Source organism: Aeromonas salmonicida (genome assembly GCF_028355655.1).
Taxonomy (GTDB): domain Bacteria; phylum Pseudomonadota; class Gammaproteobacteria; order Enterobacterales; family Aeromonadaceae; genus Aeromonas; species Aeromonas salmonicida.
Genome location: NZ_CP110645.1, coordinates 2357286 through 2376578 on the forward strand (window position 1 = coordinate 2357286; position 19293 = coordinate 2376578).

Below are 19293 nucleotides of genomic sequence, written 5' to 3' on the forward strand. Positions count from 1 at the left end.
ATTCTGATGATGGAGGACTGCACCTGAAAGGGGGCGGTCCTTTTTGCATTCTACGTCTAAATCTCTGCTTTGCAGGGGTTTTTTCGTTTCTGGGGGTTCGGATGAGCAAAGAGGAAAGCATGGCCACCGTGGCAGCCCTTGGTGGCACAGCAGTGAAGTCCGGGCCTCCGGTTTTAGTATCCAGCATGACGCTTGCCGGCTACTCGCTCAATGACTGGGTGCTGGTGGCTACGCTCTTATGGATTGTGGTCCAGATGGGCTGGTTCTTGTGGCAAAACATCATTCGTCCCCGTTCTGGGCAGGGTGGTTAGTGATGAGCAAGGTTCGCATTGCCATTGCTGCATTGACGCTCAGTGCGGCCGGGTTTGTGGGGCTCTTGAATCGAGAGGGCTATGAGCCGGTGGCTTATCCCGACCCGGTTCACGGGACTGCGCTGCCGACGCTGGGGTTTGGTAGCACCGAGGGGGTGAAGATGGGCGATACCATCACCCCGCTGCAAGCTATCAACCGGAGCCTGCGGGAGGTGCGGTCGTTCGAGCTCGCCTTGAAGGATTGCATCTCGGTATCGCTCTATCAGTTCGAGTATGACGCCTATGTCGAGCTTGCCCATAACATCGGCCCCGGGGCCTTTTGCCGATCCACCATCGTGAGACGCCTGAACGTTGGCGATTACCCTGGAGCCTGTGAAGCCATCTTACTGTTTAAGCGTGCCGGCAAGCAGGACTGCTCGGTGCCAGGGAATCGAGTGTGCCCTGGGCTTTGGAAAGACCGGTTGCGCCTCAACGCCAAGTGTAAGGGGATGTGATGGCACTGTTCCCGCAAAGCAACGCGATCTCCTTTCTGGTCGGCGCACTGGTGATTGCTGCATTGGCCGGTGGTGGCGTGGCCCTTTACCAGTCAGGTCATTCAGCCGGTGAAGAGGCTGAGCGCAAGACCTGGCAGGCAAAATGGGACAGGCAGTCTGCAGAACTTGCAGAGGCTAGAGCTCAGAATATTCAACTGGCGCATGAGGAAGAGCAGCGTCGCCAGCGTGCTATCGAAAAGGTGAGGCAAGATGCGGAACAACAAATCGCCAGGGTTGAAACTGATGCCGCTGCTGCCAGTGCTGTTGCTGCTGGGGTGCTCGAGCAAGCCCGCCGCTTGGCAACCAGAGCCAGCCAGTGCGCCAGCCATTCCAGCGTTACCCAGTCAGGCGATGCAGCCAGACAGCCCGCCGTGGTGCTCGCCGACTTGCTCGGCCGGGCTGATGCGCGAGCGGGAGAGCTGGCTAGAGCGTATGACCGAGCTAGAACAGCAGGTCTTGCCTGCGAAAGAGCCTATCTCTCCCTGACCCTGTCCCATTAACCAAATTGCTGCACAGGAGTCACGCTCCAAGATGGCGGGTCGCTCCGCGTTAATGTGTGCCGGTGCAGCACCAAGCAGGTAGCTGCCATGCCAGCACGGGTCCCCAAGGTTTGCCGCGAGCGTACCTGTCACCAGCTAACAACTGAGCGCCATGGCTACTGTCCTGCCCATGTTCATCTGCTCGATGGCTGGAAGAAGGTGGCAAAGGTCAGCGCGGAAGATCGCGGCTATGACTGGGCGTGGCGCAAACTGCGTAAGCGGATCTTGGTGAGGGATAACTACCTCTGCCAGGTGTGCCTTGCCCTTGGCATTGTGACACCCGCAACCCAAGTGGATCACATCGTCAATAAGGCCGCGGGCGGTACCGATGCGGAGTCCAATCTGCAGGGCATATGCAACCATTGCCACGACACCAAGACACGGACAGAGGCACTGGCAGCCCGCCAGGCTGGGCGCCAAAGGGGGTAGGGGGGATCAAATCCTTCCAGCTTTTTGCTTCCCCCACTGCTCCGCCCCGCGAAATTTTTATACCCGCGAAATTAAAAATTTAAATGGAGGGCGCGATGGGCGGTGCAGCTACCGTGCCCGGGCGCGGTAGGAAGCCCAAGCCGACGGCCTTGAAGCGCTTGGGGGGCAATGCCGGCAAGCGGGCGCTGAACAAAAACGAACCTACCTTTACCCCTTTGATCGGGGTCGCTTGCCCAGAGTGGCTGGCAGAAGACCAGTGGGCCCCCACGTTGTGGGACATGGTGATCAAAGAGCTGTGCGCCGCCGAGGTACTGTGCATCACCGATCTGCACAATCTCGAAGCATTCTGCGCCGCTTACTCCCGCTGGCGCAGAGCCGAGATCGAGATCACCAGGCACGGCCTGGTGGTTGAAGGTGCCACAGGTGGTCCAGTCAAGAATCCAGCCTGTACCGTTGCCAACGAATCACTCAAGCAAATGACCACATACGGGGCCCTGCTCGGGCTGGACCCTTCCAGCCGCTCGCGCCTGATCGGCGGCAACAAGAAGAAGGGAGGAGGCAACCCGTTCGCTGCTTTGTAGGGATGGACTATGGCCGCACGCAAAAGCTATCCCTATGTCAACGTGGCCAATGGCTACGCCCGCGATGTGGTGCGTGGCAACATCCCAGCCTGCCGCTACGTGATCCAGGCTTGCCAGCGTCATCTCGATGATCTGGCCAAAGAGAAGTCGGCCAAGTTCCGGTTTCGTTTTGACAAGGACAAAGCCGAGCGGGCCGCCAAGTTCATCCAGCTCATGCCCCACACCAAGGGGGAGTGGGCCCTCAAGCGTCAAACCTTGAACCTCGAGCCGTGGCAGCTGTTCATCATCTGCTGCGTGTTCGGCTGGGTGCGCAAGGGTAGCGGTCTGCGTCGCTTTCGCGAGGTATACAACGAGATCCCCCGCAAGAATGGCAAGTCGGCGCTCTCCGCTCCGGTTGGCCTCTACTGCTTCGCGGCAGATAACGAATTCGGTGCCGAGGTCTACTCCGGCGCCACCACTGAGAAGCAGGCATGGGAGGTGTTTCGCCCCGCTCGGTTGATGGCCAAGCGTACTCCGGCACTGCTCGACCACTACGGCATAGAGGTCAACGCCAGCAACCTGAATATCCCTGCTGACGGCGCTCGCTTTGAGCCGCTGATTGGCAACCCGGGTGACGGTCAGTCGCCATCCTGCGCCATCGTGGACGAATACCACGAGCATGACAGCGACGACCTCTACACCACCATGATCACCGGTATGGGGGCCCGCCTCCAACCACTGATGTGGGCCATCACCACCTCTGGCTACAACATCGACGGCCCCTGCTATGACAAGCGGCGGGAGGTGATCGAGATGCTGGCCGGCACGGTGCCGGACGATGAGCTGTTCGGGATCATCTACACCATCGACGAAGGCGATGATTGGACAGACCCCAAGGTACTGGCGAAGGCCAACCCCAACATGGGGGTCTCTGTCTACGCCGAATATCTCCAGGCGCAGCAGGCCAAGGCGATCAAGTCGGCCCGCTTTGCCAACACCTTCAAAACCAAACACCTTAACGTCTGGGTCTCGGCCAAGACGGCGTTCTACAACATGCAGCGCTGGGCTGCCTGCGAGGACAAGAGCCTCACTCTGGAGCAGTTCGACGGTGACGAGTGCATCCTCGGTTTCGACCTAGCCCGCAAGCTCGACATGAATTCCATGGCACGGCTGTTCTGGCGCGATATCGACGGCAAGCGCCACTACTACTCGGTCGACCCCAGGTTCTGGGTGCCGGAAGATACCGTGTTCGATAGCGATAACCGGCGTCTGGCGGAGCGATACCAAAAGTGGGTCAACCTGGGCGAGCTTAGCACCACCGATGGGGCAGAGATCGACTATCGCGAGATCTTCGAAGAGGCCAAAGAGGCCAACCTGACCAACAAGGTGTTGGAGGCTCCACTCGATCCGGCAGGGGCAATTGCCCTGTCTCACTCGCTGGCAGATGAGGGGATGACCCCCATCACCATCACCCAGAACTATCAGAACATGTCCGCCGGGATGAAGGAGCTGGAGGCTGCGATCCAGGCCGGCCGCTTCCACCACGACGGCAACAGCCTGATGACCTGGTGTATCGGCAATGTGATCGGCAAGAACCTACCCGGAAACGATGACATGGTGCGCCCGATCAAGGAGAGCGCGGATCAGAAGATAGACGGCGCGGTGGCGCTGATCATGACCATCGCCCGCGCCATGGTGCCGGATCGCGGCGATGACCGCTCCATCTACGAAACCTCGGACGTTTTATGCTGACACAACTTTTCATTTTCATCGTGGGCCTGCTGGGGGCTGCGGCGCTGGCCTATGGCGCCAGCCTCTACGCCCCGCCGCTTGGCTGGATAGTGGGCGGTCTGCTCTGTCTGATCTGGTCATTAATGATGAGTCGAGCAGTGGCTGCCGCCGAGTTCGCCAAACGCCACAAGGGGGATAGCTAATGTTCCTGCCAATGATGTTCGGCAGCGGGCGCAAGGGCGGCAACTTCAGTCAGTGGATCAGCAGCATGGCGGGTAAGACGACCAAAGCCGGGGTGCTGGTCACGCCGGAGACTGCCCTGGCGCAAGGGGTAGTGCGTGCCTGTGTCACCCTGCTGGCCGAGTCCGTGGCGCAGCTCCCCTGTGAGCTCTACCGTCGAGATGATGACCAGCGGCTGCGTGCAACTGACCACCCGCTGTACGACCTGATCCACAACCAGCCGAACCAGAAAGACACAGCGTTTGAATTCAATGAGCAACGCATGGGTCACCTGGGCCTGCGTGGCAACAGTTACAGCTTGATCGATCGGGATGGGCGGGGCTTTATCACCGAGCTCATTCCCATCAACCCGGACAAGGTAGCGGTGCTTAAGGGGCCGGATGGGTTGCCCTATTACCAACTGCTGGACGGCAGCAACCAGATCTTGCCGATGAGGATGGTGCACCACGTCAAGGCGTTCAGTCTTGACGGCTACCTGGGGCTGTCACCGATCCAGACCAACCCGGACACTATCGGACTCGCCATGGCGGTGGATGAGCATGCGGGACGGGTGTTTGCCAACGGCACCACGCTCTCCGGAGTGATCGAAAGGCCAGCGACCGCCAAGGCGATCGAATCGCAAGAGAAACTCGACGCCATTCTCAACAAGTTTGTCGATCGGCACTCAGGGCTGCGCAACGCCTTCTCGGTCGCCATGCTGCAGGAGGGCATGCAGTACAAGCAGCTCGCCATGAACAACGAGCAGGCGCAGCTGCTGGAGTCCCGCAAGTACGGGGCCAACGAGATCTGCCGGCTCTACAAGGTGCCGCCCCACATGATTGGCGAACTGGAGCGGGCGACCAACAACAACATCGAGCACCAGGGGCTGCAGTTTGTCATCTACACCCTGCTGGCGTGGGTCAAGCGGATCGAAGGCGCCATGATGCGCGACCTGCTATTGCCGTCGGAGCGCAAGAATCTCTACATCGAGTTCAACGTCTCCGGGTTGCTACGGGCTGATCAGAAGTCCCGCTACGAGGCCTATGCCCTCGGCCGCCAGTGGGGCTGGATGAGTGTCAACGATATCCGCCGACTGGAGAACCTGCCGCCGGTAGCAGGTGGAGATATCTACCTGACCCCGCTCAACATGGTGAGCACCGGCTCTCTTCCGCCCGGCATCACCAAAGCCAGCGCCGAACAACTCAACGAGATCGAGGCCATCCTATGCCGAAGCTGATCAATTACCCCCATCTGGCCAGCATGGCGTTTGGCCAACCCCTCTATGCCACCCAGGATGTACTGGCTGGGGTGAAGAGCCTGCTGCTGCCACGCATGCTGGGCAACCAGCGAGACATCATGGCTGCCGACGAGTTGCCGGACGGGTTCGAGCCTGCTCCGCTGGAGGCCAAGGGCGAGTTCAAGAACCGCATCGGCGGGCTTGCGGTGATCCCTGTACACGGCATCCTGATGGCACGGCGTGGGCACATCGATGCCACCTGCACCGAGCTGACCAGCTACGAGTGGGTGAGGATGCAGATCGCCACCGCGCTGGCTGACGAACGGGTCAAGGAGATCGTGCTCGACATCAACTCCGGCGGTGGCATGGCTGTGGGCTGCAAGGAGCTGGCGGAATACATCTATTCCAAGCGCAGCGTCAAACCGATCACCGCGTTGGTCAACTTTGCCGCCTACTCGGCCGCCTACTTTATCGCTGCCGCTTGCACCAAGGTGGTGGTGAGCGAGACCGGCGGCTGCGGCTCGGTGGGCGTCATCATGGAGCACATGGAAGTGAGCAAGTGGGAGCAGGAGGTGGGCCTCACCTTCACCACCTTCTACCGCGGCGAGCGCAAGAAGGACGGTACCCCACACGAGCCCCTCTCCGATGGAGCGATGGCCGCCATCGACCACCGGATGGATCAGGCCTACGAGCTGTTCGTGAGCTCGGTCGCTCGATATCGCGGCTTGTCAGCAGAGCAAGTGCAGGGCACTGAAGCGGCCCTCTTCAGCGGCAGTGAAGCCGTGGCCAATGGCATGGCCGACGAACTGGCCAATCCCCAGGATTATCTCAACGCCCTTGCCGCCAGCGTGGCCAACCAGGGTAAACCTCAACAGTCTGTCGGCTTGCGGGCCAGGGCCATCGAATTGCAGAACCTGCTCTAGCCCTGCGGCGGAGCCCATCCCAATAAGCCCCATCAGGGGCTTTTTTTATACCCAAAGGAAACCACTCGATGAAAACTATCGAAACCCTCCGCCGCGAGCGTGGCGAAATCGTCGCCCAGATTAAAGCCCTTGCCGATCTGGAAGCGAGCGGTACTGCTTTGAGTGACGAGCAGTTGGCCCAGTTTGCCAATCTGGAAGCGCAAGCGAACCAGATCAGCTCCGCCATTGCTCGCCAAGAGAGCACCGAGCGACTGATGGCCCAGCAGGCCGTGCCGGTCAATGCTCACGGATCCCAGGCTCCCCCGGCAGTACATGTGAAACAAGAACTCAAGCAGTACCCCGGCGCAGGCATGGCTCGCCTCGCCATGGCTGTTGCGGCCGGTGAGGGTGACATGAAGCTGGCCGAGCTGTTTGCCGCCAACGAGATCGGAGACGCCGGGATTGCTATGGCCATCAGCACTGCAGCCGGCTCCGGTGGCGCAATCATCCCAGAGAACCTGCACTCTGAGGTGATCGAGCTGCTGCGCCCGCGCACCATCGTGCGCAAACTCGGTGCCCGACCTGTGCCGCTTCCCAACGGCAACCTGAGCATGCCGCGCATGTCCGGTGGGGCCACCTCCAGCTACGTGGGGGAAGGAGTTGATGCCAAGGCCACCGGTGGCAGCTTCGATGATGTGAAACTCGCAGCCAAGACCATGATCACCTTGGTGCCGATTAGCAACCAGCTGGTCGGGCGTGCCGGGTACAACGTCGAACAACTGGTGCTGGGTGACATGCTCGCCGCCATGGGCGGTCGTGAGGACAAAGCATTCCTGCGCGATGATGGCAGCAACAATACCCCGATCGGCTTCAAGAAAGTGGCCACCGACGCGGGCCGCACTGTCGCCTGGACCGGCACGGCAGATCTGGCCACCATCGATGCCTACCTCGACTTGCTCATCCTGAAGCTGATGAGCTCCGACTCCATGATGATCAACCCGGGCTGGGGCATGAGCCCGCGCTCCTGGATGAAGCTGTTCGGCCTGCGCGATGGCAACGGCAACAAGGTCTATCCGGAGATGGCCCAAGGCCTGCTGAAGGGCTACCCGGTCGCCCATACCAACACCATTCCGGTGAACCTGGGTACCGGAACCAACCAGACGGAGATCTACTTCGCTGACTGGAACGATGTGGTGATAGGCGAGCAGGACAACATGACCATCGACTTCAGCCGCGAGGCCACCTATGTGGATGCCGCCGGCGAGCTGGTCAGCTCCTTCGCCCGCAACCAGTCCCTGATCCGTCTGGTCGGCAACCACGATGTGGGCTTCCGTCACGTTGAAGGGCTGGTGCTGGGCACCGAAGTGACCTGGTAATCCAGAACAGGGGCTGCCTTGCAGTCCCTGCTATTCAATGACTGCACAGGAGAGCCATCATGGCCAAACCCGTAAAGGCGGAAGAGTCCGTTTTGACCCTTATCAAGGTCACCCGCCCCTTCAAAAACTACAGCCCCGGCGACATCACTGGTTTTGACGATGCCAGGGCGCAGGCCCTGATCGAAGGTGGCGTAGCCGTGCTCTATTCGCCAACCGAAGGTGGCGCTGCGGCAGAAGGTAAGGAGTAAGCATGTTGCTGATCACCGTGGCTGAAGCCAAGGCACAGTGCCGTATCGAACCGGAGATGACAGACGAAGATGCGCAGCTGACCGGTTTGATTGAAGCGGCGATCAGCCACATCCAGTCCGACATCAACAAGCCACTAGTGGCGACAGGGGAGGAGGGGCAGCCTCTTACTCCTGCGCTAAAGCTGGCGGCCTTGCTACTGATCGGCCATTGGTACACCAACCGGGAGGCCGTGGTGACGGGCACCATCGCCACGACTCTACCGCTGGCGTATGACTCACTGATCCATCCCTATCGTGAAATCGTGGTGGGCTAGGGGGACGCATGCTTAAAAGTGGCGAACTCGACACTCGGTTGATGCGCTTTGGTGCCGCCAGCGGATCGCCCCCCGTATGGCCACCGCTTGGCAAACTGTGGGCAAAAATCATTGACCCCAAAGCCGCAGGCCGCGAGGCCCAGGCCAGCATCTACGCCACCGGCTCGACCCTGATCACGGTGCGGGCACGGGGCGATATCCTGCCCGGGCAGTTGCTGAAGGGTCATGCCTGCTGGTACTTGATCGAAGACACCGCCAGCTCGCCTGGTGCCTTGCAGATCTCGGCCCGCAAACTCTCCGGTGAGCCAGCGACCTACACCCCGAAGCAGGGCGAACCTTATCCGGTCACCGCCTTCTTGGCGGCTGAGAACGTGATGGTCGGGGCCCGTAGCGAACCGCGGCACCAGATAGACCTGATCCTGCCTGAGCTCGAACACCCCTTTGCACGACAGGGTGACCAGATCACCTTGCGTGGGCGGCAATATCGTATCGATGGGTTGATTGAGGGCAGTGACAACGGCACCACGCTCCGAGTGATGGTGGCCTGATGCCGGGGGGGATTAGCCGCAAGCGCAGGGCCAGGGCGATCAACGTCACCGGCCTGAGCGAGAGCGTCGATGCATTCAAGGCGCTCCCAGCCACGATCCGCAAGCAGCTGGTGGCCGTGGTCAATGAAGTGGCTGCCAACACCCGGGGTGACATCGTGAACCGGATCGCAGCGGATGGTTTCAATACAGCCTCGGTCAGGGCGCGGATCCGGCTCGACAAGGCGAACGCCAGCAACGACGTTGCCACTATCAGCCTGGACCTGAAGAAGATCCCGTTCAGCCGAGTCAAATTTGCCAGTCAGCGTACCGATGGCACCGGCACCCGGGCCAGCGTCTGGGTGCTGCGGGGCGGCAAGCGCGTGCAGGTCTACGGCTTTATCAACCCCTACGGCAAGAAGCGCCGCCCGATGATCCGGTATGCGAAAGCCGGTAAGCCAAGGCTGGTGATGGCGGGTGGTGTGGGCCTGCGGGGCTGGTGGAACGACATCATCACCGAGCAGTTCCTTGACGAGCTGCAAGCCAACCTTGCCAGCACCTTCACCAGGAGAGTGACATGACCGAAGCGACCGTCATCATCAATGCGCTGCTGGCCAAGTTGCGCAGCGTACCTGCACTCTCTCCTGAAGACCGGGTGTGCGATAGCGACCCACAGATCGACCAGCATACCTCATTGCCGCTGGCACATTTTCGGGAGCTGTCTGAGGGTAAACCGGAGCGGCGGGGACGGGAGTGGAAGCGCACTCGCAGCATTCAGGTGGACCTCTACCAACCGGTGAGTGACGGGCGTCCAGGGCGTGACCAGTTGCTCTCTGACGTCTTGGCCGCCTTGGTGCCGTCTACTGCGGGGATCCCTCTGCCGGGCACGACGCTGCTTTCCATCTCGGTAGGCACCATCAATCTGGAACCCGAAGAAATCGGCAGCGATACCTTACTGACCTCCATCCAATTCAGCCTCACCTACACCGCCAGCCTCTAGGCCGGCACTACCATCCGGATACCATAGGAGCATCCAAGTATGTCATTTACCGACAAAGGCCTGCTGCTGGCCGGTGATGTCTACATCGCCGAAATCAACAACGGTGTCAAAGGGCCCCTGATTGGCCCCATCAACGTCAACGAGATCACCGTTACCCCGCCGACCACCGAGGAGAAGTCGCGCATCTCCAAGAAGCGCAGCACCTTCGGACAGGCGCTGGACTCGGTCCAACTGCCGAAAGACCCGGCCAAGCTCTCCCTGAAGTGGGACTCCATGACCAAGCAACTGCTGGCAGATGCTATCGCCGGCAAGCAGGTAGCCTTCACCCAGGCCGAGGCTCCGGTGGTGGATGAGCTGGTCACGCTAAGCAAGTTGGGTTGGGTCGAACTCGCCACCGCCTTTATCAAGCCGGGCACCATTACCATCAAGCTCAGTGCTGGCAGTACAGCTCTGGCACTCGACACCGATTACCAGGTAAACGGCAACATGGTCATGGCCATCAGCGATCAGGCTGCTGCGGCCTGCAAGGTCAGCTACACCAAGGCGGCCGTGACCGGCACCACCTACACCGGCACCACCGAGACCCTCAAGCCGCGCTACTTCCTGATCGACGGCGAGAACCTGGCCAACCCCGGCCAGCGGGTTCGCGTCACCATCGACCAGGCCATGTTGGCCGCCCAGGGCGCCCTGGCGCTGATGAGTGGCGAGTTTATGGAAGGGGAGCTGGAGGGCTCGCTGGTGACTCAGCCGGGTAAATCCGAGCCGTATCGGATGGAAATCCTCAACTGAAAAGTTGTTGATTGCTGAGTTCCTTTCACTGAGGGACTCAGCCGCTCATTTAATATATAGTTAGCTTATTAATAACACTGAGTGGTGATATTGTGAGCAAGAGCTATGAAGTCAAGAACATTGAACATTTCCCATTGTTAATATATTCAGTAACTATATATCTATTTATTGCTGGTGCCGCTTATGTATTTGGGTCTTGGGCTTTGTTTCCAATAAATATATTTGACTATATGGGTGTGGTAGATGTAGCCAAATCATCAGTTCCAAGTATTATGTTTTCATTCGGAATCGCATCCTCGCAAGTAATTACTCATTTGTTTGTTAATCGTTTTTCTGATGAAGTTGTTCCAGTGCAACATAGTAAGCTAACAGTTTTTCTAACAAAACATATAAAGATAATATACGTATTTTTTTTGTTTTCTTTCTGTGGCCCCTTCGTTTTTATAAATGAACGCCCTGATCTAGTAATAAAATATGATAGTTACATCATTCTAGTTTTATGGGCCACTGTCGTATTTTCAGCAGTGCTAACCTACTTGTATATGGTAGTTAAAGGATTTGCAGATGAATTAAATGCTAGGAAGTATGCAATAGGATTAACAATTGTCACGCTTGTCACATTAGCGTTTGCGTGCTTCACTATTGGGTTTACGAAATCTGTAAATATTATAAGCGGAAAGAAGTTTAATTATGTGGATTACTCATCTGAAAAAAATGGCAGCGTTAATAGTAGTATTATGGAGAAAGATCGGCATTTAGGGTTCTATGGTGGGAAAAATTTCATGTGGGATCCTTTGAGTCGTTCTGTGAAAATAGTTTCTGGTGATGAAGATATAAAAATAAAGGAATACAGGTCACCAAGAAAATAATATATTTTTTATAAATTAATTTAATAGTTGTATCTATTTACATTCACCCGCTTCGGCGGGTTTTTTCATTTCTGAGGATTCCCATGGCCAGCAACGATACCGATATCCAGCTGCGGATCCGCGCCGCCGTTGAGGGGCTGGCCGAGATCAGCAAGCTCATCGCCGAGGTGGATACCCTCGGTGGTGAGACCGAATCGAGCAGTGAACAGGTTGGCGGCTTGGGGGATGAGCTGCAGCGTCTTGGTGAGCAGAACGCCACCCTGACCCAGTTTGCCAACCTCAAGCGCAGCACTGCCGATCTGGGTGAGGGGCTCGAGGCTGCCCGCACCCGTGCCACCGGCATGGGCAAGGCACTGGCGGATGCCAAGAAAGAGCTGACGGCCTCCAATGCCGCCTACAGTGCCAGTCGACAGGAGACCGAACGGCTGGCGAGCGCTCATGCGGAAGCCAAGGCCAAGGTGGATCTGCTGCGCCAGGCCAATAGTGAGGCGACCAGCGTCACCAAGGAACAGCGCCAGGCGCTCAAGGATGCGCGGGATCAGGTTCGCCTGCTAGGGGACCAGTACAAAGAGAGCGCGAGCCAGACCAATGCCCTCAAGAACGGGCTGGACGCCAGCGAGAAGGCTTTGCGCCAACAGGCCCGGGAGTTCAACTCTGCTCGTCGGGAAGTGCAGTCTCTTGATAGTCAGTATCAGCGGCAGAACAGCACGCTCAACGGGCTGCGCCGCGCCCTGACCGAGGCTGGGGTCGACACCCGCAAGCTGGCCAGCGAGCAGAAGCGGATTGAAACCGCCAGCCAACAGGCCGGGGCCCAGGTGGCGTACCTGAAGAGCCAGCTTGCTGGACAGGCAACGCAACTGCGCTCCACTGCTGCCGGCATGGAGGCATACAGCAAGAAAGCAAAACAGGCTGAACAGAACACCGAACAACTGCATGAGGCGGTTCAGAGCGGTGAGCAAGGATGGGCTTCCCTGGCGGGCAAGATCACCGGTGTAGCTGCAGCCTATCTCAGCTTTGACCAACTGGTCGCCCGAACCACCGGGATGGTCAGAACGGCTGACGAGATAGAGCGCTTGGGCGTATCACTCAAGAGTGTGGAAGGCAGTGCGGCCGGTGGCGAGAAGGCGCTGTCCTGGTTGTGGGAGTTCAACGAGAAAACCCCGTTCCAGCTCAATGAGATCACCACCGCTTTTATCAAGGCAAAGAACTTCGGGTTGGATCCCTATAACGGGGTACTGCAGGCAACGGCCAATTACACCGCCAAGACGGCCGGCACTTATCAGGATCTGGAAGGGATCATTACTGCCCTCGGGCAAGCCTATGTCAAAGGCAAGCTGCAAGCCGAGGAGATGAACCAGCTCAATGAGCGCTCGGTGGCAGCGGCCAAACTGCTGGCGAAAGCCATGGGCAAGACCACAGACGAGATCATCGCCATGGCCACGGCAGGCAAGCTGGGGCGTAACGAGATTGAGCTGCTGATCAAGGCGATGGGTGAGGATGCGGCCGGCGCTTCGGAAGAGATGGCGCTTACCTTCAGTGGGATATGGTCGAACTTCCTAGAGCAGTTGAACCAAGTCGAACTGGCTGTAGCCGATGCGGGGATTTTTGCCTTCATCAAATCTGAGTTGGCAGAGGTAACAGCCCAGATCAAAGCTGCCGCGGCAGATGGCAGTCTGGCTGACTGGGCGCAAGGCGTGTCGGATGGCATGAAGTCAGGCGCCATTGCCATTCGTGGGATCACCGAAACCCTTGTCGAGATGAGAGACGGGATCGGATTGGTGGTGAAGGTCTGGGGCACCATGAAGGTGATCCAGTGGAGTTCCCAACTGCTTGGCTTCGGGCAGGCGATGAAAACAGGGGTTGTACAGCCGACAGCGGAAGCCGGCAAAGAACTCGACTCAACGAGTAAGAAGGCCGTAAAGCTCAAGGGCGTTCTGGCTGCATTGACCTTGGGCAATGGTGCCTTGTTGGCGGGCCTATCGGTGCTGGTCTATGAGGGAGGCAAGGGGTTAGCCAAGTTGGCCGAAGATACCGGGATCTGGGCTGCCAAAATGGGCGAAGCCGGCCAGATTGAGTTGCGGGTTGCCGAGCAGTCTCGCGCCTTCTTTGCCCAGTTGCAGCGTCAGGGTATGACCACCATGGCGCAGTTTGATGAGTTCAAAAATGTGCAGATCCTCACTGCGCAGGAAGTGGCCAACCTCTCAGCCACTGAACGAGCGGCCTATGAACAGCGCTTACAGGGTCACCGTGAATACCTGACCGGTCAGCTGCAGGTGCAAAAGGCGCTCGAAGCCTCGGGCCTCAAGGCTGAGGCCATGCAGTATGAGGCCGATACTGCTCTGGCCAGTATGCGGCAGGGATTTCTCGACCTGGCGGCAGGAGCTGACATGGCCGGCCAGGCAATCGACGCCAAGACTCGTCCGGCTGTGGCCAAGCTGGTGGCCGATTTCGACATGCTCAAGGCAAAAGGTAAGGAGACCACTACCGGGATCAACGAGATGTTCAAGGGTCTGCAAATGGGAGACCCGACTTCCTTGCAAAACATCACCTTGGCACTCGACACCTTGCGTGAACAGGGCAAGGTCACCCAGGTCGAGATTGACGCAGGACTTCGCAAGAGCCTGCAGGACATGAGCCTGCAGGATCTCGAAGTGTTGAAAGTCCAGTCAATGGCGGCTTTTGACACCATGAAAAATGGTGTCATCAGCACGGCTCAGATCACTGAGTCGGTGCTGTCAGAAAAGCTGCGGCGCCTGGGGGTTGATTATCAAGCGCTTCATACCGGCATTGATGCGGTGGGTCGCCAGACGATCGATACCTTCCGCGCAGTGGCCACCGATGTAAATGCCACTTCCCTCGATATTGCTGCCGCCATGAAGGCGGCCGTCAATAAGGCTGATACGGCGCAAGAGCTCGAGGAGTTACGCCGGATCTGGCTGTCATTGGGGCAGGCCGGAAAGATCTCGGCGCAGGAGCAAGGGCGCGGACTTGGGTATCTGAATGACCAGATCCGGCAGACCAAGGCGCAAGCAGCGGAGATTGGGGATGGTTTCAACACTGCTGCAGACAAGTCGAAGAGTGCAACCGACACCATGAGGGAGAACCTCAAAGGTGTGCAGGAGGAGGCTAAGAAAACCAAGTCAGATGTGGAAGATGCCATCAGCAGCCGTGGTTCCCTTAATACAGGCACAGGACCTACCGATACTCGTTCGGTAGCAGCAGGCTCGTTCTACTACAAAACTGTCGACATCAACCAGTTACGCGGCAACGCCGATGCCCTGGCCAGCACGCTCGCAGGCGTGGAAGAGGAGCTGGCCCGCTACAGCCAGAAGGTCAAAGACATTCCGGCATACAGCGAATGGTCGAAATACTACGGAGAGAAGTTCCAGAAGGAGATGGAGGTAATGCGGGCTCAGCTACAGAAGGAGCTCGACAAGGCACAGCAGCAAGAAGTGGAGAAAGTTGCCAATAAGCTACCTGTAGAAACTGCCCAACCCAAGCCGCCTCAGAATGAACAACGTCAAGCTGCGAGCAGCAAGACGGTCACCATTCATCTTAAAACCCCCACCGGCAATGCAGAAGTCCAGTCCGATGAAGAGAATCTGGATGCCTTGCTACGCCTGTTGAAACAGCAAGGACTGAGAAGCTGATGATCAGACTAGCCGGCATTGAGTTACCCGATGATCTGGATTGGAGTGATGAGTTCGAATGGGAGCCTATCGGGCAGGTAATCACCCCGACCTTATCAGGCGCAATCATCGTGGAAGAGGCCGCTCAGTCAGAGGGGCGGCCCATCACGTTGCGATCCGATGGTGATTCATGGGTGAAGCGATCGATTGTTGTCGCCCTTTACGCCTTGGCTTCGGTGCGATCAACTCCAATGGTGCTCGAGCTCAATGGACGTCATTTCACCGTACTGTGGCGTCGTGAAAGTGGCGGGGGCTTTGAGGCAAAGCAGCTCTATCGAATTGCCGATCCGGATGACCAGACACCTTATGAAATAACTCTCCGCCTTATTGAGGTAGCCCCATGACTATTCTTTCCGGCGATATCAAGCTGATGGCCAGCCAGCGCATGACGGATACCACCGATGGCGGGGGCCGCCTCACCGGCAGGGAAATCGTCAGCGGCGAGCACAACAGCATATTCCCCGACATCAGCGATCTGGACCGCGCCTATGGTGTGGTCAATCTGCGCAAGGTGTTTCTGGCCGTGCAGACCGACGACACCGACACCTATTTCGGGGCCAATGCCACCGTGCTGCTGCCGCCGACCGACCCCAATGTGGGATTGGCGCTGATGACCACCAAAGACCACCACGACACCCGCGACAAAGCCCGCGACGTGGTGGAGCGCTATCTGGCCCGTGGGCCAAAGTGGCGGGGGTTTCTCTACGACACCCAGCTGGAAGGGCAGCGGGCGATCCGCTTCTTCCAGCGGGTCGAGGTGCGCCTGCCAGAGATTGGCGAGACCCTGGTGCTGGTCGGCAACGAGGGCAAGGCCGGCGAGTTCGAGCAGTATGTGCGCGTCCTTGAAGTGAATCAGCAGCTGGCCAAGTTCCAGGTGCAGGGGGTGCCCGAGTTCACCCGCAACGTCATCACCTGCACCCTGGCCGATCCCTTGCGCTACACCTTCGAGGGGGAACAGCCGACCCCCTATGACGTGGTGACCAACGTCAAGACCAGCCTGCGCGAAACCGTGGTGGCCGATGCGGCCAACTACTATGCCAGCACCAAGATGGCGGAAGATGCGGCGTTCGGCGCCCTGCAGGTGAAGGCCAAGACCATTTTCACCCAGCTGGTGCCGGCGGCCCGCAGTGAAACCCCGGCCGTGGATCTCACCGCCGCCGGCGAGCTGGCCAGTCTGGTGGATTCTGGTCAGGGGCTGGTGAGCTTTACCACTGCCGCCAATATCGCCCCGAGCAGGGGCCTGTTCCTTGGCAGCGGCGCCAAGCCAGGCACAGTGACCATCACCATAGGGGCGGCGGTGATCACCGACCGGGGCGGCGAACTGGTGGTGGCCGGGACGATAATCGGTGCCATCGACTATGGCCGTGGTCAATGTGAGTTCAATGCCCAGTGCCCGAACTACGGCGCGGCCAGCAAAACGGTGAGCTTCTGGCCAGCCGCCAGACCATCACGGATTGCCGACACGGCGCGGATCGAGGTCAAGGCCAACAACCGCGGTTATGCCTACACCATCACCCTGATGCCGACCCCGGCACCTGGCACCACCACTGTGTCATTCATGGCGCAGGGGAAATGGTACGACTTGAAGGACAACGGGCGAGGGGAGCTGCGCGGGGCGGATCTCTCCTATGGCTCGGGCACCATCAATCTGGCCACCGGCTCGGTCATGCTGACCCTGGGGGCGCTGCCGGATGTGGACACCTCCATCATGTTCAGCTGGGCCACCCCGGTGAACTACACCAACCGCAGCGGCCAGGCGATCAGCATCAGCAAGAGCGCCTGGCAACTGCCCCACACCGGGATCACCCCCAAGAGCCTGATCCTGACTTGGGGCGCGGGCCTGACCGCCAACGATTCGGTGGGGGATGGCAAGATCCGGGGCGACATCACCGGCACCATCAACTATGCCGAGGGCATCATCGATCTGGAGCACATCACCCTGCCAGCCCTTGGCCAGGAGTATGCGGCCCAGTATCAGTACGGTGAGCCGGTGACCGAGCGCCATATCGAACCGGGGCGGCTGAGCACACCGGGGCAGGTGGGGCACCTCTCCATCACCCTGGACGGGTCGGGCGGTGGGGCGACCAACCTCACCCCAGGCTCGGTGTTCGTCAAGTTCAATGCCCTGTACCACAAGTTTGACGTGGACGATCAGGAGCTGGTGATTGAGACCCGCGACCCCATCATCACCTTGCGCGATGACGGTCAGGGCAAGCTGCGCGATGCCAGCGGGGTGGAGCTGGGTGCCATCGACTACACGGCCGGCACCCTGCATTTCATGCCGGATGGCAGTGCCCCCTTGCCCAAGCCGACCTATGCCTGGGTGACGGTGGGCACCCGCTGGGATGGCAACAACCTGCTGGCGGTGCAGCGCTGGACCATGATCGGGATCGAGTACCACACCACGGCGTACACCTTCCCCGATGGTGAGCAGGGCTGGGTGGATGTGACCTACCGCAACAACAACAGTGCGCAGGCCCAGAATGCCACCCTGACCGCGCAGGCGCTGCGCATCGACGTGACCCCCGGCTTTGCCGAGGCGATCCTGGAGGGCTCGATGCGCTTTACCCTGGGCGGGTCTACCTACGTTGACCGGCAGGGGCTGCTCTATCGCAACCCTGACCCTGAAACCGGATCTGGCATTCAGGCAGGCACCATCGACTATTCCAACGGGTTGGCGGTGCTGGCTGACTGGGCAGCCGGGCAGGCGGCCCAGCCTGCGCTGCAATCCTTGGCCACCTCGTTCAGCGCCCAGTCGGTGGATGCGGTGACCTTCCGTACCCCGGGCGCCCCATTGGCCCCGGGTAGCCTCTACATCGCCGCCAACACCGCGAGCGGGCGCCGTATCGAGGCCACGGCAGACGGGGACGGCTATTTCACCACCACCGACATGGATGGCCGGGTGAGCTACCAGACCGGCATCGTACAGGTGCGCTTTGGCCGCAAGGTCACGGCCGCCGGCAACGAAAGCCAGCCTTGGTATGACGCCGAGGCAGTGGGTGAGGATGGCAAGATCTGGAAGCCCATCAGCGTGGTGGCTGACACCATCCGGTTCAACTGCGTGGTGTTCAGCTATCTGCCGCTCGATGCCGACATCATAGGGCTGGATCCGGTGCGGCTGCCGTCTGACGGCCGGGTGCCGTTTATCCGCAAGGGCAATATCGCCGTGGTGCATTCCACCCGCCGCAGTGCCTTCCCGATGGGGGTCACTGCGGGGCAGCAGCTCAATACCAACCGTGAGCGGCTGGCTTATGCCCATGTGGAGGACAAGGACGGCAAGCAACTGGCGCAGGCGCTCTACAGCGTCAACCTGGACAGCGGGATCGTCACCTTGGCCAGCCCGCTGGACCTGACCGGCTACGTGGAGCCGTTGGCGGTGGTGCATCGCATTGAGGACATGAGCCTGGTCACCGATGTGGAGATCTCCGGCCTGCTGCGCCTGGCTCGGCCCTTGTCCCATGCCTATGACGCCACCGATACCCATGTGTCGAGCGCGCTCATCATGGGGGATCTGTGGTCCCGTTACACCAGTCTGTTCGACCAGAAGGTATGGACGAACAAGTGGCAGGACTACGTGGACGGCGACCAGTCAACGGCCCAGTACAACGACACCGACTTTCCTCTGGTGGTGACCAACCGGGCAACCATAGAGGAGCGCTGGGCGATCATCTTCCAGTCCAGCACCTCCTTTGTGCTGGTCGGGGAGAACGTGGGCCAGATAGCGCTGGGTGACGTGAACACCGACTTTGCCCCGGTCAACCCCAACAATGGCCAGCCCTATTTTCGGCTGGACAAGCGGGGCTGGGGCACAGGTTGGGCCACTGGCAACGTGCTGCGGTTCAACACCAAATCGGCCAACTTCCCGGTCTGGGTTATCCGCACCATTTTGCAGTCGGTGGCGGCCAGTGAAAGCGACAAGTTCGAGCTGCAACTGCGCGGCAACGTCAACCGCTAATAGGTGGGGCACTCTTTTGCAGAGAGCGCCCCACCCCTTATTTTTCCGTGGGGCTGGACCTGACAGCC

At 59.3% G+C, this 19293-nt stretch carries 20 protein-coding genes; all 20 read left to right on the forward strand.

The genetic code is table 11. From position 1 onward, the window contains the following. Positions 1-101 precede the first annotated feature (101 nt). On the forward strand, positions 102-311 hold the full coding sequence (locus ONZ54_RS11330; RefSeq protein WP_271788195.1) for a hypothetical protein: 210 nt from the start codon (positions 102-104) through the stop codon (positions 309-311). Positions 312-313: 2 nt separating this feature from the next. Continuing rightward, complete coding sequence (locus ONZ54_RS11335; RefSeq protein ID WP_271788196.1) at positions 314-805, forward strand: lysozyme; 492 nt, start codon at positions 314-316, stop codon at positions 803-805. Next, entirely contained in the window at positions 805-1344 is a 540-nt protein-coding gene (locus ONZ54_RS11340) for a DUF2514 family protein (protein ID WP_271788197.1), read from the forward strand. Before ONZ54_RS11335 ends, ONZ54_RS11340 begins: the two co-directional genes overlap by 1 nt. An 87-nt stretch (positions 1345-1431) precedes the next feature. Further along, positions 1432-1812, forward strand: coding sequence for an HNH endonuclease (locus ONZ54_RS11345; protein ID WP_271788198.1), 381 nt, complete (start codon positions 1432-1434; stop codon positions 1810-1812). Positions 1813-1961: 149 nt separating this feature from the next. After that, positions 1962-2393, forward strand: a complete 432-nt coding sequence (locus ONZ54_RS11350) for a phage terminase small subunit P27 family (RefSeq protein ID WP_271788199.1) — start codon at positions 1962-1964, stop codon at positions 2391-2393. Positions 2394-2402: 9 nt separating this feature from the next. After that, entirely contained in the window at positions 2403-4124 is a 1722-nt protein-coding gene (locus ONZ54_RS11355; protein ID WP_271788200.1) for a terminase large subunit, read from the forward strand. Further along, positions 4118-4306 carry a hypothetical protein gene (locus ONZ54_RS11360; RefSeq protein ID WP_033130572.1) on the forward strand — a complete coding sequence of 63 codons (189 nt, stop codon included), beginning with the start codon at positions 4118-4120 and terminating at the stop codon, positions 4304-4306. The genes ONZ54_RS11355 and ONZ54_RS11360 overlap by 7 nt, the downstream gene beginning before the upstream one ends. Next, complete coding sequence (locus tag ONZ54_RS11365; protein WP_271788201.1) at positions 4306-5559, forward strand: phage portal protein; 1254 nt, start codon at positions 4306-4308, stop codon at positions 5557-5559. The genes ONZ54_RS11360 and ONZ54_RS11365 overlap by 1 nt, the downstream gene beginning before the upstream one ends. Beyond that, positions 5547-6482, forward strand: coding sequence for a S49 family peptidase (locus ONZ54_RS11370; protein ID WP_271788202.1), 936 nt, complete (start codon positions 5547-5549; stop codon positions 6480-6482). Before ONZ54_RS11365 ends, ONZ54_RS11370 begins: the two co-directional genes overlap by 13 nt. 68 nt (positions 6483-6550) lie before the next feature. Further along, positions 6551-7837 (forward strand): phage major capsid protein, encoded by a 1287-nt coding sequence (locus ONZ54_RS11375; protein WP_271788203.1) that lies wholly within the window; start codon positions 6551-6553, stop codon positions 7835-7837. A gap of 59 nt (positions 7838-7896) precedes the next feature. Next, the gene (locus ONZ54_RS11380; RefSeq protein ID WP_271788204.1) at positions 7897-8085 is read left to right on the forward strand and encodes a hypothetical protein; all 189 of its coding nucleotides are present in this window, start codon (positions 7897-7899) and stop codon (positions 8083-8085) included. Between the two features lie 2 nt (positions 8086-8087). Continuing rightward, positions 8088-8399, forward strand: a complete 312-nt coding sequence (locus tag ONZ54_RS11385; RefSeq protein WP_234578276.1) for a head-tail connector protein — start codon at positions 8088-8090, stop codon at positions 8397-8399. 8 nt (positions 8400-8407) lie between these two features. After that, on the forward strand, positions 8408-8947 hold the full coding sequence (locus tag ONZ54_RS11390) for a head-tail joining protein (RefSeq protein WP_265432607.1): 540 nt from the start codon (positions 8408-8410) through the stop codon (positions 8945-8947). After that, the gene (locus tag ONZ54_RS11395; protein WP_271788205.1) at positions 8947-9504 is read left to right on the forward strand and encodes a hypothetical protein; all 558 of its coding nucleotides are present in this window, start codon (positions 8947-8949) and stop codon (positions 9502-9504) included. The genes ONZ54_RS11390 and ONZ54_RS11395 overlap by 1 nt, the downstream gene beginning before the upstream one ends. Next, the gene (locus ONZ54_RS11400; protein WP_271788206.1) at positions 9501-9923 is read left to right on the forward strand and encodes a gp17 family tail completion protein; all 423 of its coding nucleotides are present in this window, start codon (positions 9501-9503) and stop codon (positions 9921-9923) included. The genes ONZ54_RS11395 and ONZ54_RS11400 overlap by 4 nt, the downstream gene beginning before the upstream one ends. Before the next feature lie 39 nt (positions 9924-9962). After that, complete coding sequence (locus ONZ54_RS11405) at positions 9963-10712, forward strand: phage tail tube protein (RefSeq protein ID WP_271788207.1); 750 nt, start codon at positions 9963-9965, stop codon at positions 10710-10712. A gap of 92 nt (positions 10713-10804) precedes the next feature. Next, positions 10805-11581 (forward strand): hypothetical protein, encoded by a 777-nt coding sequence (locus ONZ54_RS11410; RefSeq protein ID WP_271788208.1) that lies wholly within the window; start codon positions 10805-10807, stop codon positions 11579-11581. An 83-nt stretch (positions 11582-11664) separates the two neighbouring features. Beyond that, positions 11665-15231, forward strand: coding sequence for a tape measure protein (locus tag ONZ54_RS11415; protein WP_271788209.1), 3567 nt, complete (start codon positions 11665-11667; stop codon positions 15229-15231). Next, positions 15231-15614 (forward strand): hypothetical protein, encoded by a 384-nt coding sequence (locus tag ONZ54_RS11420; RefSeq protein WP_271788210.1) that lies wholly within the window; start codon positions 15231-15233, stop codon positions 15612-15614. Before ONZ54_RS11415 ends, ONZ54_RS11420 begins: the two co-directional genes overlap by 1 nt. After that, the gene (locus ONZ54_RS11425) at positions 15611-19225 is read left to right on the forward strand and encodes a curculin (mannose-binding) lectin protein (protein WP_271788211.1); all 3615 of its coding nucleotides are present in this window, start codon (positions 15611-15613) and stop codon (positions 19223-19225) included. Before ONZ54_RS11420 ends, ONZ54_RS11425 begins: the two co-directional genes overlap by 4 nt. Positions 19226-19293 lie beyond the last annotated feature (68 nt).